The sequence below is a fragment of the Streptomyces sp. NBC_01267 genome (assembly GCF_036241575.1).
In the GTDB taxonomy this organism is placed as follows: Bacteria; Actinomycetota; Actinomycetes; order Streptomycetales; family Streptomycetaceae; genus Streptomyces.
The window spans coordinates 3,809,374-3,824,378 of record NZ_CP108455.1 but is presented as its reverse complement, the minus strand read 5'-3'; the positions used below and the strand labels follow the sequence as shown (position 1 = coordinate 3,824,378).

14 protein-coding genes are annotated in these 15,005 nt (G+C 72.2%); 9 read left to right on the top strand and 5 right to left on the bottom strand.

The genetic code is table 11. From position 1 onward, the window contains the following. Nucleotides 1–103 precede the first annotated feature (103 nt). Nucleotides 104–538, bottom strand: coding sequence for a DUF7144 family membrane protein (locus OG709_RS17570; protein WP_250302473.1), 435 nt, complete (start codon nucleotides 536–538; stop codon nucleotides 104–106). Between the two features lie 265 nt (nucleotides 539–803). On the opposite strand from OG709_RS17570, the gene OG709_RS17565 reads away from it, so the two are divergent. Further along, a complete protein-coding gene (locus OG709_RS17565) occupies nucleotides 804–1,220 on the top strand; it encodes a hypothetical protein (RefSeq protein WP_250302474.1) in 417 nt (138 codons plus the stop codon). Nucleotides 1,221–1,232: 12 nt separating this feature from the next. Here OG709_RS17565 and OG709_RS17560 read toward each other — a convergent pair whose 3' ends face one another. Continuing rightward, the gene (locus OG709_RS17560) at nucleotides 1,233–2,516 is read right to left on the bottom strand and encodes a hypothetical protein (RefSeq protein WP_250302475.1); all 1,284 of its coding nucleotides are present in this window, start codon (nucleotides 2,514–2,516) and stop codon (nucleotides 1,233–1,235) included. A gap of 191 nt (nucleotides 2,517–2,707) precedes the next feature. Here OG709_RS17560 and OG709_RS17555 point away from each other — a divergent pair, with 191 nt between their 5' ends. After that, on the top strand, nucleotides 2,708–3,268 hold the full coding sequence (locus OG709_RS17555) for a GNAT family N-acetyltransferase (protein WP_250302476.1): 561 nt from the start codon (nucleotides 2,708–2,710) through the stop codon (nucleotides 3,266–3,268). A gap of 78 nt (nucleotides 3,269–3,346) precedes the next feature. Here OG709_RS17555 and OG709_RS17550 read toward each other — a convergent pair whose 3' ends face one another. Beyond that, nucleotides 3,347–4,438, bottom strand: a complete 1,092-nt coding sequence (locus OG709_RS17550; RefSeq protein WP_266642015.1) for a magnesium and cobalt transport protein CorA — start codon at nucleotides 4,436–4,438, stop codon at nucleotides 3,347–3,349. 149 nt (nucleotides 4,439–4,587) lie between these two features. After that, a complete protein-coding gene (locus OG709_RS17545; RefSeq protein WP_329166855.1) occupies nucleotides 4,588–5,364 on the bottom strand; it encodes a uracil-DNA glycosylase in 777 nt (258 codons plus the stop codon). Between the two features lie 321 nt (nucleotides 5,365–5,685). On the opposite strand from OG709_RS17545, the gene OG709_RS17540 reads away from it, so the two are divergent. From OG709_RS17540 to OG709_RS17520, 5 genes are all read left to right on the top strand, one after another. Then, on the top strand, nucleotides 5,686–7,686 hold the full coding sequence (locus OG709_RS17540; RefSeq protein WP_266644982.1) for an elongation factor G: 2,001 nt from the start codon (nucleotides 5,686–5,688) through the stop codon (nucleotides 7,684–7,686). Between the two features lie 230 nt (nucleotides 7,687–7,916). After that, nucleotides 7,917–8,702 carry a ferritin-like domain-containing protein gene (locus tag OG709_RS17535; RefSeq protein ID WP_250302479.1) on the top strand — a complete coding sequence of 262 codons (786 nt, stop codon included), beginning with the start codon at nucleotides 7,917–7,919 and terminating at the stop codon, nucleotides 8,700–8,702. Further along, nucleotides 8,699–9,595, top strand: a complete 897-nt coding sequence (locus OG709_RS17530) for a ferritin-like domain-containing protein (protein ID WP_329166854.1) — start codon at nucleotides 8,699–8,701, stop codon at nucleotides 9,593–9,595. Before OG709_RS17535 ends, OG709_RS17530 begins: the two co-directional genes overlap by 4 nt. Nucleotides 9,596–9,668: 73 nt before the next feature. Continuing rightward, nucleotides 9,669–10,094, top strand: coding sequence for a cupredoxin domain-containing protein (locus OG709_RS17525; protein WP_250302481.1), 426 nt, complete (start codon nucleotides 9,669–9,671; stop codon nucleotides 10,092–10,094). An 85-nt stretch (nucleotides 10,095–10,179) separates the two neighbouring features. Then, the gene (locus OG709_RS17520; RefSeq protein ID WP_250302482.1) at nucleotides 10,180–10,674 is read left to right on the top strand and encodes a hypothetical protein; all 495 of its coding nucleotides are present in this window, start codon (nucleotides 10,180–10,182) and stop codon (nucleotides 10,672–10,674) included. On the opposite strand, the gene OG709_RS17515 is transcribed toward OG709_RS17520, so the two are convergent. Continuing rightward, nucleotides 10,637–11,983: an MFS transporter gene (locus OG709_RS17515; protein WP_329166853.1), complete on the bottom strand. Its 1,347-nt coding sequence runs from the start codon at nucleotides 11,981–11,983 to the stop codon at nucleotides 10,637–10,639. The two genes, OG709_RS17520 and OG709_RS17515, sit on opposite strands and share 38 nt — an antisense overlap. 276 nt (nucleotides 11,984–12,259) lie before the next feature. On the opposite strand from OG709_RS17515, the gene OG709_RS17510 reads away from it, so the two are divergent. Together OG709_RS17510 and OG709_RS17505 are read left to right on the top strand one after the other, a co-directional pair. Continuing rightward, on the top strand, nucleotides 12,260–13,216 hold the full coding sequence (locus OG709_RS17510; protein WP_250302484.1) for a LysR family transcriptional regulator: 957 nt from the start codon (nucleotides 12,260–12,262) through the stop codon (nucleotides 13,214–13,216). 137 nt (nucleotides 13,217–13,353) lie between these two features. Continuing rightward, nucleotides 13,354–14,889, top strand: coding sequence for an alpha/beta hydrolase (locus OG709_RS17505; RefSeq protein ID WP_329166852.1), 1,536 nt, complete (start codon nucleotides 13,354–13,356; stop codon nucleotides 14,887–14,889). Nucleotides 14,890–15,005: the final 116 nt, after the last annotated feature.

The window sequence follows — 15,005 nt, the reverse complement described above, 5'->3', positions numbered from 1 at the left end:
TCCGGCCGGGCAGGCCTGCCCGCAGACCTGCCCGGCCGGAACGAACGGCTCGTCGGAACGAACGGCTCGTCGGAACGAACGGTTCGTCGGAACGAACGGTTCGTCAGTACGTGTGGTGCGCCCGGCCCGTCCGGTCGCCGAAGGCCAGCGACCAGATCACGAAGAGGCCGATCGCGATGCCGGTCAGCGCCCAGAGCGGCTGGTACGGCAGGAACATGAACTGCAGGATGACGTTCAGCGAGGCCAGCACGATGCCCGCGGCCCGTGCGGCGGTCACCCCGGCGAGGATGCCGAGACCGGTCAGCGCGACCAGGATGCCGAGGATCAGGTGGATCCAGCCCCAGGAAGTGAGGCTGAAGGCGTACGTGTAGTTGTTGACGTGCGTGTAGACGCTGTCCTTGGCGATGGCGACGATGCCCTGGAGGATGTCGGTCACCCCCTCCACCAGCATCAGGACACCGGCGAACATGGTGCCGCCGGCGGCCCACCCGCTGTGCGGGGTGGTGCTGTGGTGCGGTTCTGCGGTCTGGTGACTCATGGTGGGCACTCCTCCTTCGGGGGAAACGCTGCCCTCATCATGCGGAGATACGTTCACATTTGTACGGTCTGTCGACTCCGCTACCGGCGAGGGGCGGGCCCCGCCTCCGGTCGCGACCGGCCGTATCCCCCGTTCCTGTGCGGCCCTTTCCTCTTCCTCCCCGGGTCCGGCCCGCACCCCGGTGCGTTACTCCGTTCGGGTTACGAGTTGCCGGGAGGCGCCCGCGGGTGTGCGCTGGAGTGAGGGCGAGTGGAAGGAAACTGCCATGGCCACACCAGCGGCGTTCCCGGCGCGCAGGCCGGCTCACAAGCGCGTCCCGGCCCACCGGCACGGGCACCTCTCGACGGCGGCCGTGGCGGTGCCGGTCGTCCTCGGCGTCGTCTACGGCCTCTACTCGGCGTTCATCCTGAGCTCCGGACACGGGCTCAGCACCGCCCAGCTGGTACTCAGCGTGGTCTCGGGCGTCGTCCTCGCCGCGCTGTGCTTCGGCTTCGGCCGCATCCAGCACGCGCTCCCCCGGGAGCTCCGCGCGGCGGGGTACGGGCTGCTCGTCGGCGGCGCGATGGGCTTCCTCTACTCGATGACCGGGCACAGCGTGCTGCTGTCGTCGTTCATCGGCGCGGGGTTCGGCGCGGGGGCGCTGCTCGCGACGTTCTACGTCTTCTACACGCACGAGGACTGACGGCCGGCGGTTTCATCTGGCTGCTCTTCTATCGGGGCGAGCACGCTCCGAAGTAGCGCCGGTACCCGCATCCGGGACCCCGTCGTCGGCGAGCAGTTCCACGGCCGCCAGCGCGATCAGCGTGAGCAGGGCGATACCGGCCACCACCGTGAGGGTGGGGCGGTCCCACACCAGGTAGGCCGCGAGCGCGATGGCCACCACGGTCCCGTTCAGCCAGCTCCTGGCGCGCAGCACCCGGAGCCCGGCCCGCCCGGTACGCAGCCCCATCGCCTCGCGCAGGGCGCCGATGCCGCCCCGCCAGCCGGACCGCACCCGGGTGGCGACCCGGCCGGTGCCGCCCAGCCAGGCGGTGAGGGCGACCACGGCGCCGGTGACGGCGATCATCCGTACCGCGATGCGCAGGAAGGCCGTCAGCGCGTTGAAGACCGCCGCGGCGGCCGGGTGCGGGATGCCGGAGGTGAGGCGGTCCAGGTACTGGCTGCGGAAGACCACGAGACCCAGGCCGAGCAGCAGGGCGCCGCCCGCGATCAGCAGGGCGAGGGTGATCAGGGCGCGCCGTCTGCGGACCGCGAGGAGCACCCCGCCCGCGGCGGACAGCACGGTCGCCACCGGCAGCCAGGGCCCGACGGTCCGCAGCAGCCGGAAGCCGGTGCGGGCCCGGCCGACGGCCTCGGAGTCCACGAGCGTGAGCCGGGCGTGCACCGTGGGGATCTTCGACGCGACGGACAGCCCGTCGTCGAGCAGCTGCCGCTTGGCCGCTTCGGCGACCGGCGCCAGATCCACGGTCACCGCGGTGCCCCGGTCACTGGTCAGGGCCTTCTCGGCGGCGACGTGCGCCTCCCGGTTGAGCTGGGTCCAGATCGTCGCGAAGGCGGGTCCGGACACGAAGCTCCCCACCGCGCTGTGCACCAGGTTCCTGAGCCCGGCGGCGACCGGCCCGTCCAGCGCGCCGATGGCCGGATCCAGCGCCGACCGGTCGTCCGGGTCGACCGTACCGAGCAGCGCCTTGACGCTGACGTACTCCATGACGGCATCGGCGACCCGGTCGGTGACGGCCGCCCGGACGGCGGGGTCGGCGGCCAGGGGCCGCATCGTCGCCACGTAGTGGTCCCGGTCGCCCACCACGTCGCGGGCCCAGACGGCGGCGGTGGACACCGGGGCGAGGACCGCAGCGAGCACGATCAGCAGGACGGCGAAGAACGAGCGCAGGCGTCGCCGGGGCCGCAGCGGAGCCCGTCCCGTCGGCGTCGCCCCGGTCCGCGGCCCGTCGAGTGAGACCCGGGCGTCGTCCGTCACCTCTCCAGGGGAAGCCAAGGGCCGGGCGCCCGCACTCCGGGCGGCGCCATTCGGCCATTTCCGTCCGGCCGGGCCCGACGGCGCCCTGTCGGAGCTGGCCGTCGGCCCGTCCGGCGAGGCCGGATCCTGCACGATCCGTTTCCTTGGTCGCCGCGCGCTGAGACCATGACCGCAGGAGTGGGGAGGATCACATGACGCAGGTCTACATGCGACGCCTGACCAGGTGGCAGGCCGAGCAGCAGCGGGAGGCCGTCGCCGACACCTACGTCGAGGCGTACCGGCAGGCGCCCGGCGAGGAGTTCCACGACCGGCAGCAGTTCCTGGAGCGGTTCGCCGAGGACATGCAGCGCCCCGGCTTCGACATGATGGTGGCCGACGGGCCGTCCCTCGCGGGGTGTGCGTACGGCTACGTCCTGGAGCGCGAGGGCGCCATCTGGAACGGATTCCTGGGCGGGCTCCCGGTGGACGTGGAGGAACTGACCGCCTCCGGGCAGGTCTTCGTCCTCGCCGAGCTGATGGTGCTGCCGCCGTACCGGCGGCAGCGGGTCGCCACCCGGCTCGTCGACCAGCTACTGGTCCGCTCGCGGTCCGCGCTGATGACGGCCCTGGTGGAATCGGCGAACGATCCGGTCCGCGGGGTGCTGCGGAACTGGGGCTGGACCCGGTTCGGCGAACTGCGTCCGCCGGGGCCGGGGAACCCGCTGTACCAGGCGTGGAGCCACGAGATCCACCACGCGGGCAGCGCCGGGTAGCCGCCGGATCGGGGTACGGCGCTTCGGGCCCGGCACCGGATCGGGGTACGGCGCTTCGGGCCCGGCACCGGACCGGGCCTACAGCCAGCCGTTGCGCCGGAAGCCGCGCCGCATGAGCAGGCAGACGGCCACCATCCCGACGAGGGCCAGCGGATAGCCGTACCGCCAGTGCAGTCCCGGCATGTCCTCGAAGTTCATGCCGTAGAACCCGCACACCATGGTCGGTACGGCGGCTATCGAGGCCCACGCAGAGATCTTCCGCATGTCCTCGTTCTGGGCGACGCCCACCTGCGCCAGGTGTGCCTGGAATATCGAGTCGAGCAGCCCGTCGTAGGCGGTGATCTGCTCGGTGATCCTGGCGAGCCGGCCCGCCACATCGCGGAAGTACGTCCGGATGTCCTGGCTGATCAGCCCCTCGGGGCGGGCGATCAGCTGCTGGAGCGGCCGGTCCAGCGGTGCGACGGCCCGCCGGAACTCCAGGAGCTCCCGCTTGAGCTGGTAGATCCGGCCCGCGTCGCCGCGCGCCGCCTGCTGCGAGAAGACCGTGGACTCGACGGCGTCGATGTCGTCCCGCACGGCGTCGGCGACGTGGGCGTACTCCTCGACGACATGGTCGGCCATCGCGTGCAGGACGGCCGCCGGGCCCTTGGCCAGCTGCTCGGGGGACGCCTCCAGGTGCTCGCGCAGCGGGCCGAGCGAACCGCAGCCGCCGCGCCTGACGGTGAGGACGAAGTCGGTGCCGGTGAAGACGACCAGCTCACCGGTGTCGACGATCTCGCTGGTGGTGGTCAGCTCCTGGTGCTCGACGTAGCAGACGGTCTTGAACACGGCGGTGAGCGTGGAGCCGTACACGTCGAGCTTCGGCCGTGGGTGCGGGCGCAGCGCGTCTTCCACGGTGAGCGGATGCAGCCCGAGGAGATGGCCGAGTTCGGCCAGCTCCGACGGGAGCGGTTCGTGCAGCCCGATCCAGACGAAGCCGCTGCCCGCCTCGCGGACCTGGCGCACCGCTTCACCGGCGGGGCCGTCACCGGGCTGCCGTACGCCGTCCCGGTAGACCACGCAGTTGACGACGGCGCTGCCGAGCGGGGAACGGGCGGGGTGGCTGAGATCGACCGGGCGGGGATGCGGCCGTCGCACCGCGCGGCGCAGGGTGTGCAACGTCGTCGTCATGGGGCTGCTCCTTCGGCGGACCGCGCCAGTGTGCCACCGCCGGTGCGGGCGGCCCCAGCCGCGGTCGGGTCACGGCCGCCGGGGCCCGTCCACCGGGCCTGCGTCCACCGGATCCCCGCCCACCGGGCCCACGTTCACCGGGCCCCCCGTCACAGACCCGCGGCAGCCGCAGCCGTACGGAACACCTCTTCCAGCATCGGCATCGTCAGCCGTCCGGTGTGCACATTGCGCCGGCTGGGGTGGTAGCAGCCGAAGAGGCTCAGCTCCGCGCGGTCCCCCGTACCGGGGAGCACCACCCGGCTGCCGTGGCCGAACTTCGGCCGGGGCACGGGCAGTTGACGGCCCGCGTCGGCGAGTACGGGCAGCAGTGCCTGCCAGCCGAAGCCGCCCAGGACGACCACCGCGCGCAGCCCCGGACCCAGCAGCCCCAGTTCGGCAGCCAGCCACGGGCGGCAGGTGTCGCGTTCCGCCGGGGTGGGCCTGTTCCCCGGCGGCGCGCAGTGCACCGGGGAGGCCAGCCGGACACCGCGCAGGGTGAGCCCGTCGCCGACGGCGGTGGAGGTCGGCTGCGAGGCGAGGCCGACGGTGTGCAGCGCCTTGACGAGGAAGTCACCTGCGGGGTCCCCGGTGAACATCCGTCCGGTCCGGTTGCCGCCGTGCGCGGCGGGCGCCAGTCCGACGACGGCCAGTGCCGCGTCCCGGGGGCCGAAGCCGGGGACCGGCCGCCCCCAGTACGCCTGGTCCGCGTAGGCGGCCCGCTTCTCCACCGCCACCTGCTCCCGCCAGGCCACCAGCCGGGGACACGCCCGGCACCGGATCAACTGCGCGTCCAGTTCGCCGAGATCGGAGCAGCGGGGTGCCCGGTGGGTGGGGAACCCCGTGTCGTCGGCGGACGGCGGGCGATCCGCCGCGTCGGAGGTGGCCATCCCGCCACGCTAGCGCCGCGTTCGAGGCACCTCGGTACCCGGCGCGGGCGGGAAAAGCGGTCGCCGGGCCGGGGCGTGCCCTGTAACGTCGCCGGGCCGGTGGGGCTCAGGTCCCGCAGGAGTACGGATCCTCGGACAACGGGCCCCTCGGACAACGGGTCTTCGGACAACGGGGTCCTCGGACAGCAGGGTCTTCGGACAGCAGAGTCCTCGGACAACAGGTGAACGGGAGACACGGAATGCGCCAGTGCAACGAAGCCACCAGGTCGTGTCTCTCTTCTCCCACCACCGAGGACTTCTGTGCCCGAGGCAACACTGAACATGGGCGTGCTCGCCCACATCGACGCCGGTAAGACCAGCCTCACCGAGCGACTGTTGCTCGACAACGGAGCCATCTCCGAGCTGGGCAGCGTCGACGCGGGCAGTACGCAGACGGACACCGGCGACATCGAACGCGAACGGGGCATCACGATCCGTTCCGCGGTGGCGCCCTTCACCGTCGGAGATCTGCAGATCAACCTCGTCGACACCCCCGGCCACCCGGACTTCATCGCCGAGGTGGAGCGCGCGCTGTCGGTACTCGACGGCGCCGTTCTGGTGCTGTCCGCCGTGGAAGGCGTACAGGCCCAGACCCGGGTCCTGCTGAGGTCGCTGCAGAGGCTGCGGCTGCCGACGCTGATCTTCGTCAACAAGATCGACCGCAACGGCGCGCGCCACGACAGCCTGCTGGACGACATCCGGCGCCGGCTCGCGCCGCACATCGTCCCGATGAGCACGGTGCGCGACCTGGGGACCCCGGACGGGCGCAGCACCGTACGGTCGCTGGAGGAGCCGGAGTTCCGCGCCGCGACGGCCGGGACGCTCGCCGAGAACGACGACGCGCTGCTGGCCCGGCTGGTGGCGGGTGAGCTGCCGTCCGCGTACGAGGTCCACGCCCTGCTGGCCGGACAGTGCGCCGCGGGCCTGGTGCACCCGGTCTTCTTCGGGTCGGCGCTGACCGGCCAGGGCGTCGCCGCCCTCACCGACGGCATCAGGACGCTGCTGCCCGTGCCGCGCCCGGACGAGGGCGCTTCGGACCCGCGCGGCACGGTCTTCGCGGTCGAGCGGACCCCTGCCGGGGAGAAGGTCGCGTATCTGCGGCTGTTCTCCGGCGAGGTACGGGAGCGGCGGCGCGTCAGCTACCGGCAGCGTGAACCGGGCGGCGGGACAACCGAGTTCACCGGCCGGATCACCGGCCTGGAGGTCGTCGGCGTTCCCGGGGACGGGCCGGTGCGCCCCGCGGACCGGCGGCTGACCGCGGGCAGCATCGGCAGGATCCGCGGTCTGTCCGGCATCCGGGTCGGGGACCGGCTGGGCGCATCCGACGGAACGTCGGAGCCGTTCCACTTCGCCCCGCCGAGCCTGGAGACGGTGGTCCGCCCGTGCCACCCCGGGCAGCAGGCGCGGCTGCACGCGGCGCTCCTCGAACTCGCGGACGAGGACCCGCTGATCCGGACCCGCACGACGGCCGGCGGCGCGACCTCGGTGCTGCTCTACGGCGCGGTCCAGCAGGAGGTCATCGCGGCCCGGCTGGAGCGCGACCACGGGGTCCAGGTGGAGTTCGAGCCGATCCGCCCGGTGTACGTCGAGCGTCCCGTCGGTACGGGGGAGGCGCTCCTGGGGTACGACCGGGGCGGTCCCACCGGCTTCTGGGCGACGGTGGGCCTGCGGGTCGAGCCCGCCCCACCCGGTACGGGGATCACCTTCACCCGGGACGTCGAGTGGGGCGCGCTGCCCCGCGCCTACCACCGCGCCATCGAGGAATCCGTCCGGCGCACCCTGCAACAGGGCCTGTACGGCTGGGAGGTGACCGACTGCGTGGTCACCGTGACCCGTACCGGCTACAACTCCCCGCTCACGGTCGCCGCGCACTTCCGCGGCCTCACCCCGCTGGTCCTGATGCGGGCGCTCAAGAGCGCGGGCACCCGGGTCTTCGAGCCGTTCCAGACGCTGGAGGCCGAGGTCCCGGAGGACGCGCTCAACGCCGTGGTCGCGCGGCTCGTCTCGCTCGGGGCGGAGATCACCGGCTTCACGGAGGCGGCGGCTGCCGGGACCGGTGACGGGACGCCGTGGCTGGTCACGGCGGAGATCCCGGCGCGGCTGCGGCAGAAGTTCACCCGGTCGCTGCCCGGACTGACGCAGGGCGAAGGCGTGATGTGGTCCCGTCCGGGCACCGACCGGCCGGTGCGTGGCGTGGCCGAGACGCGTCCGCGCTCCGACGGCAATCCGCTGGACATCGACGAGTACCTGCGTTTCCTCGCCGACCGCAGCCTGTCCGGCTGAGCCGGGGCCTTCCCTTCGGATCGGGCCTTCCGCTCGAACCGCGCCGGACGCGCCGAACGGGCCGGACGTACTGAACGGGCCCGAGGGCACAGGCGCGGAGTAACCGACGCTCATTCGTTCGGGTACGGCTTGTGTCATTCGGGCCCACAGCGCGGGCGTCCGGCGCACCCCCTGCTGAAGGCTCGATCCGACACCCGTGCTGTCCGGCGCGGGGAAGGAGATGGGACGCGATGGGTACCGATCACATCGACACCGGGTTGTTGAAGGAGCTGACCGAGCAGTCGCAGGATTTGAACAGCGACGCGCTCCGGGTGACGAACGCCGCTCTGGCGGACTTCGCCGAATCCTCCGAGTCGACGACCCGCCACTGGTGGCAGCGCCGTGGCACTCTGCTGGGCGCCGTGGGTGCGGCGAGCCTGCTGGGCGCCGGACGGGCAGCCGCCGCCTCCAGCACCGACATCATGGCGCTGCAGACGGCCGCGTCGCTGGAGAACCTGGCGGTGAGCGTCTACCACACGGCCGCCGGGCTGCCGTTCATCAGGACCGGTAACAAGGCGGTGCTGGCCTTCATCACCAAGACCGCGGCGCAGCACACCGCGCACGCCCAGGCGTTCAACGCGGCGGCGACGAAGGCCGGTGGCAAGGAGCAGACGGGCACGGACCCGAAGTACGCCGCGGTCGTCAAGCAGACGCTTCCCACGCTCAAGACGTCGGCGGACGTGGTGAAGCTGGCCATCTCGCTGGAGGACGTGGCCGCGCAGACCTACACGAAGAACGTCGGGCAGGTCAACGAGACGAACCTGCGTCAGCTCTTCGCCTCGGTCGCCCCGGTGGAGGCCCAGCACCGGGCCACGCTGCTGGCCGTGCAGGCCCTGCTGGCCGACGGCGACACCAGCCTCATCGCGATTCCCACCGATGTCGCGAAGCTCCCCGCCTCCATCGGCAGCGTGGGCTTCCCCGACGCCTTCTACCCCACGAAGAACGCCTCGCCGGTCAGTGAAGGGGCCGTCAAATGAGCAGCAGCAAGGGCGGCTGGGAGCTGCCGATCAGCGAGGGCGAGCTGTCCCGTCTCACGCAGGGGATGGACGAGGCCCACCGGCAGACGCTCCCCGCGATGGCCGCTTCCGCCCGTGACCTCGCCGTCGAGATGCGCGATCTCAGGAGCGCGGAGCCGGGCCCCGAGCAGCAGGAGCAGGAGCAGGTGCAGGTGCAGCGCGTGCATGTGGCGCGCCGCCGCTTCCTGACGGGCGCCGGTGCGTCGGCGGCCATGCTGGCGCTGGCCGCGTGCGGGGGCAAGACCAATTCGGTGCCGACGGGTGGCAGCGCGTCCGGTTCGCCGTCGGCGGGGATGTCGCCGTCGATGTCCGCCTCGGCCTCGTCGTCCGCGTCGGGCGGGGCGAGCAAGTACACCGGTGACCTGAAGGTCGTCGCGCTGGCGGTGGCCCTGGAGAACCAGGCCGTGGCCGCGTACAAGGCGGCTCTCTCGGCCGCCAAGGCGGGCAAGCTCGGCACGGTGCCGCCGGCGATCTCGACGTTCATCACGACCGCGATGGCCCAGCACCAGGACCACGCCAACGCGTGGAACGGGGTGCTCTCCTCCGCGGGCAAGCCCAAGATCACCGGGGTGCCCCTGTCCAACCAGCCCGAGATCACCAAGGCGCTGGGCCAGGTCAAGAACGTCACGCAGGTGGCGCAACTGGCCCTCACGCTGGAGGACACGGCCACCGAGACGTACGTGTTCGCCACGTACAACGTCAAGAGCTCGGGCGGGATCAACACAGCCGCGACCATCGCCCCGGTCGAGGCCATGCACGCGGCGATCCTGCACTACGTGCTGGGCCAGTACCCGGTGCCCGACACCTTCATCAGCACCAACAAGGCTGCCAGTACCGCTCTGCTGACCGTCTGACGCGCTCGCCCCGGCCGGGTGTGCCCCACGCGCCCGGCCGGGGCCGGGCTGCCCCGAGACCACCGGAGACCCGATGCTCTTCCGTTCCCGCAGGACGCGCAGACCGCGTAGGCCCCGCGCCGCTGTCGCCGTCGTGACGCTGTGCATGCTGACCGCCGTCACCAGCTGTTCGAGCGGCAGCAGCTCGAATTCCTCCAGCAACTCGTCCACCGGACCGTCCTCGTCGTCCTCGGCGGCGAGCGGCTCGGGGACGACGATCACGATCCAGAACTTCGCGTTCCACCCCGCCGCCCTGACGGTCGCGCCGGGCGCGAAGATCACCGTGACCAACAAGGACTCGACCCCGCACACCGTGACCGCGACCGGCAAGAAGGTCTTCGACACCGGCACCATCGCGGCCGGGAAGACGGTCACCTTCACCGCGCCGTCGAAAGCGGGCAGTTACCCGTACATGTGCACCATCCACCAGTACATGAAGGGTTCCCTCACGGTCCGCTGATCAGCGGGGCCGTGTTCCTTCGTGCCGCGCTCCCTCGTGCCGTGTTCCGTCGTGCCGTGCTCACCCGTGCCGGGAATGGACAGCTATGCCCTCCGATCCCTACGTAACGACCCCCTCCCCAGCGGCGGACCCCGTCCGCCCCGTACACCGCTTCCTGCGGGCTCTGGCCCGGCTGCTGGCTGCCGCCGGGCTCGCCGTGGACGCCTATGTGCATGCCAAGCTCGCCGACCGCTACGACCCCATCTCGGCGAGCATCAGCCAGGGCGACCTCTTCCGCATCGAGGCCGGGCTGGCCGCGCTGGCGGCCCTGCTCGTCCTGGTCTGGCACCGCTGGATCTCCGATGCCTTCGCCTGGCTGGTGGCCGCCGGGGGGCTCGCGCTGCTGCTCGTCTACCGCTATGTGAACGTCGGCAAGCTCGGGCCCATCCCGAACATGTACGAGCCGGTCTGGTTCCACGACAAGTGGCTGGCCGTGATCGCGCAGGCGGTGACCATCGTCGCCGCCTCGTTCCTGCTGCTCACCGGCGGCTACCGGCGGCGCTTCACCGAACGGCGCCGGGCGCGTCGCCGGGTGGAGTGACCGCGGGGGCCGCGCCGCCCGCCGTACCGTCCGTGCCCGTGGCCGTGGCCGCGGTTGTACCCGCATCCGCATCCGCGGGTGCAGTCACGGGCGACGGGCGGGACGCGGCGCGTACCCGGCTCAGCGTCACCGCGCTGATCAGCGCGATCGCCAGCAGGCAGGCGCAGTACAGGGTGAGCCCGCCCCACGCCCCCGAGGAGTAGGCGATCCCGCCGACCGAGCCGCCGACGGCGCTGCCGATGTAGTAGAAGAACAGGTACACGGCGGCCCCCTGCACCCCCAGCACGGTGGACCGGCCGCCCACCCAGCCGCTGGCCACCGCGTGGGCCGCGAAGAAGCCCACCGTGAAGATCACCAGTCCGGGGATGACGGCGCCGAGGCTCGGTACGAGCATCACCGCCAGCCCCGCCAGGGCGACGAGCAGCGCGGGCACCAGCACCCGCGGGCGCCCGTACCGGTCCACCAGGCGGCCGGCCGCGGCGGAGGAGAACGATCCGGCGACGTACGCGACGAAGAGCAGCCCGGCCGTCGTCTGGGACAGGTCGAACGGCTCCGCGATCAGCCGGAAGCCCAGATAGTTGTAGACGGTGACGAAGCCCGCCATCGCCACGAAGCCGATCAGGTAGAGCCTGAGCAGTGCGGTGTCCGGCAGGGCCCGGCCGATGGCGGAGGCCAGGGCGCGCGGCCGGGCCTCCCGGCGGACGAAGCGCACGGAGGCCGGTATCGACAGGTGGAAGACGACGGCGCACACCGCGGCCACCACCCCGACCGCCCCGATCGCCCACCGCCAGCTGCCGGTCAGGTCGAGGACACCGTCGGCGACGAGCCTGCCCGCCATGCCGCCGATGCCGTTGCCCGCCACGTAGAGCCCCATGGCCTGGCCCAGCGACTCGCGGTGGACCTCCTCGGCGAGGTACGACATCGCCGTGGCCTGGAGCCCGGCGAGCGCGAGCCCCTGGAGGACCCGGAACACCAGCAGTACCGGGTAGTTGGGCGCGAACGCCGCCGCGATCCCCAGCAGTGCGGCGGCGCCGAGCGCCAGACTCATCATCCCCGTCCTGCTCCAGGCGTCGGAGAGCGCGGTGAGCGGCACCACGGCGACGGCCATGGCGGCCGTGGAGACCGAGATCGTCAGTGACGAGGCGGCGGGGGACAGATGGAAGCCGGAGGACAGGGCGGGCAGCAGCGCCTGGACGCAGTACAGCGTCATGAAGGTGGTCATGCCGGCGGCGAAGAGCGCTCCGGTGGCCCGGCGGAATCCGGGTGTCCCCCGCATGTGTGCGGCAGGCGATATGGCCGAGTCAGTCACCTGCCGACGGTAGGCCGGGCGTTGATGATGCGTCCAATGCATGGATCGACCGGATACATTCCATATATGGAACGACCGAACCCGGACCACTTGCGTGCGGGCGACTCGCACGTGGACGGCTCACGCGTGGACGGCTCACGCGTGGACGGCTCACGCGTGGACGGCTCACGCGTGGACGGCTCACGCGTGGACGGCTCACGCGTGGACGATTCGCACATGGATGCCTCGCTTGTGGACGGCTCGCGTGTAGCTGACTCACGCGTGGCTGACCCACGCGTGGCTGATTCGCGTGTGGACGACCGGCGTCCCGCGTCCCCGTCCCTGGAGCCGCTGCTGGGGATGAGTCCCGACCTGGTGCGCTTCGCCACGGTGGCCCGGCTGGAGCATCTCTCGGCGGCGGCGGCCGAACTGGGCACCCCGCAGTCGACCGTCAGCCGCAGCGTCGCCCGGCTGGAAGCGGCGGTCGGGACGCCCCTCTTCGACCGGGAGGGCCGTGGGCTGCGGCTGACCCGTCAGGGCCGGGCCTTCCTCACCCGGGTGCAGCGGGGCCTGGAGGAGATCGCCACGGGCTGCGAGGAACTGCGCCTGGCCACCGACATGCCGGGCACGGTCGCCCTCGGTTTCCTCCCCGCGCTGGGCTCCGCGCCGGTGCCCCTGCTGGTCAGCTGGTTCCGTACCCGCCACCCCCAGGTCCGCTTCCAGCTCGTCCAGGACAACGCCCAGGGCCTCCTGGACCGGCTGCGCAGCGGTGAGGTCGACTTCTGCCTGACCTCACCGCTGCCCGACGAACCCGGCATCACCACCCTGCCCGTCGCCCGCGAACCCCTGCGGTTGGTCGTCCCGGCGGACCACCGCCTCGCGGGTCGCGCACGGGTCCGGCTGGCGGAGGCGGAGCACGAGGACTTCGTGATGGCGACATCGGGATACGGTCTGCGCCGCCTGGTCAACGGCCTGTGCGCGGCGGCCGGGTTCCCGCCCCGGGTCGCGTTCGAGGGGGCCGAGATCGCGACGATCCGGGGCTTCGTCGCGGCGGGCCTCGGCGTCGCGGTCCTCCCCCCGTCCCCGGTACCGGTGCCCGGTCTGGTCGACCTCCCGCTCGACGATCCGGGCGCGAGCCGCACGGTGGGCCTGACCCGGGTGACGTCCCGCAGCCGCACGCCGGTCGTCACCGCCTTCATGGACCTGGTGACGAGCCGCGCCCAGGAGTGCTTCGGGGAGGGGGCAGGGGTGTGAGGGGAGCGCAGGTGTCGTGCGGCCCGCGTCGGCTGCCGTACGCGTGAACTCATCGCGTAAGTAAGGGGGTTAACCCGAACGTCGATCGTCCAGTCAGTCGGATGGGTACCGGCTCTCTCTCCAACCACCCTTGTCCCATGCCTACTTACACCCGCAAGGGACTCGTCCTGGCGCTCTCCGCCGTAGCCGTCACCACCACCCTGACCACGACAGCCACCGCGACCACCGGCGCCGCCGACGCCCTCCCGGTGGCCCGCGCAGGCACCGCCGCCCCGGTCCCCGCCCTCGCCTGGCACCCCTGCGCCCAGCCCGGCGGTCCCGCCGACCAGGAGTGCGCGCAATTGCCCGTACCCCTCGACTACCGCCACCCGGACGGCCCGCAGATCGACCTCGCCGTGTCCCGCCTGCGCAGCGACCACCCGGCAGCGCGCCGGGGCACCCTGCTGGTGATCCCCGGCGGCCCAGGCTCGTCCGGGGTGCAGCGGCTGACGCAGAAGGGGGCAGCGCTGCGGGGGCAGTTGGCGGGTGCGTACGACATCGTCAGCCTGGACCCACGCGGGGTGGGCGGCAGTACGAAGGCGAGCTGCGGCCTCGACGCGGGCGACCGGCTGCTGACCACCCTCCGCTCCTGGCCCGCGCCGAACGGCGACATCACGGAGAACGTCGCCCGCTCCCGGCGTACCGCCGAGGCCTGCGACCGCAACGGGGGCGCCGTACTCCGCAGCCTCACCACCGTGAACGAGGCCCGCGACATCGACCGCTTCCGCCAGGCGCTGGGCGAGCAGAAACTGTCGGCGTGGGGTGTGTCGTACGGGACGTACGTGGCGGCGGTGTACGCCCAGAAGTTCCCGGAGCACACGGACCGTTGGGTGCTGGACAGCAGCGGCGACCCCGACCCCTCGCGCGTGGAGCGGGGCTGGCTGGCGAACATGGCGGTCGGCGCGGAGGACCGTATGCCCGATTTCGCGGCCTGGGCGGCCGACCCGGCCAGGGACGAGGATCACCTCCGGCTGGCTCAACACGCCTCCGAGGTAAGGCCGTTGATCCTCTCCCTGGCCCGGACCCTGGACCGTGAACCGAAGCAGTCGAGCACGCCGGACGTCCGCCTGACCGGCAATATGCTGCGCCAGGCGCTCCAGAACGCGCTCTACGACGACAGTTCCTTTACTCGACTGGCCGGCCTCGTCCAGGCGGCCCAGGACCCGGCCCGCACCCCGGACCTGACCCCCGACCTCACCCAGCCGCTGTCGGACGAGGACGCGGCGGTGATGATCGGGGTGATCTGCAACGACGTGAGCTGGCCGGGGTCGGTCGCTTCGTACCAGAAGACGGTGGCCACGGACCGCGCCCAACACCCGCTCACGGCCGGGATGACGGCGAACATCACCCCGTGCGCCTTCTGGAAGGACGCCCCGACGGACGCGCCCACCAGGATCACGGACCACGGCCCCTCGAACGTCCTGATGATCCAGAACCTCCGCGACCCGGCGACCCCGTACACCGGCGCCCTGAAGATGCGCGAGGCCTTCGGCGCCAGGGCCCGCCTGGTCTCGGTCGACCACGGCGGCCACGGCTCGTACCTGGGCAACGGAAACGCCTGCGGGGACCGCGCGGTGACGGACTTCTTCACCACGGGGGTTCGGCCGGCGGGGGACGCGTACTGCGCGGACTGAGGAAGCAGAAGGCTGCGGAGTCCCGGGCAGGTTGGCCGGTGACGCGTGCGTTGGCCTGCGGGTACGGGGTGTTGTCCTCGCGTGAGGATGGCTTGCTGGGACTGCTGACGGTGGTG

Bases quoted from the DNA above. Each gene is read 5' to 3' on its own strand.
- OG709_RS17550 (WP_266642015.1), bottom strand. From the start codon at position 4,438: ATGACGACGACGTTGCACACCCTGCGCCGCGCGGTGCGACGGCCGCAT.
- OG709_RS17525 (WP_250302481.1), top strand. From the start codon at position 9,669: ATGCTCTTCCGTTCCCGCAGGACGCGCAGACCGCGTAGGCCCCGCGCC.
- OG709_RS17530 (WP_329166854.1), top strand. From the start codon at position 8,699: ATGAGCAGCAGCAAGGGCGGCTGGGAGCTGCCGATCAGCGAGGGCGAG.
- OG709_RS17545 (WP_329166855.1), bottom strand. From the start codon at position 5,364: ATGGCCACCTCCGACGCGGCGGATCGCCCGCCGTCCGCCGACGACACG.
- OG709_RS17505 (WP_329166852.1), top strand. From the start codon at position 13,354: ATGCCTACTTACACCCGCAAGGGACTCGTCCTGGCGCTCTCCGCCGTA.
- OG709_RS17555 (WP_250302476.1), top strand. From the start codon at position 2,708: ATGACGCAGGTCTACATGCGACGCCTGACCAGGTGGCAGGCCGAGCAG.
- OG709_RS17540 (WP_266644982.1), top strand. From the start codon at position 5,686: ATGGGCGTGCTCGCCCACATCGACGCCGGTAAGACCAGCCTCACCGAG.
- OG709_RS17565 (WP_250302474.1), top strand. From the start codon at position 804: ATGGCCACACCAGCGGCGTTCCCGGCGCGCAGGCCGGCTCACAAGCGC.
- OG709_RS17535 (WP_250302479.1), top strand. From the start codon at position 7,917: ATGGGTACCGATCACATCGACACCGGGTTGTTGAAGGAGCTGACCGAG.
- OG709_RS17520 (WP_250302482.1), top strand. From the start codon at position 10,180: ATGCCCTCCGATCCCTACGTAACGACCCCCTCCCCAGCGGCGGACCCC.
- OG709_RS17570 (WP_250302473.1), bottom strand. From the start codon at position 538: ATGAGTCACCAGACCGCAGAACCGCACCACAGCACCACCCCGCACAGC.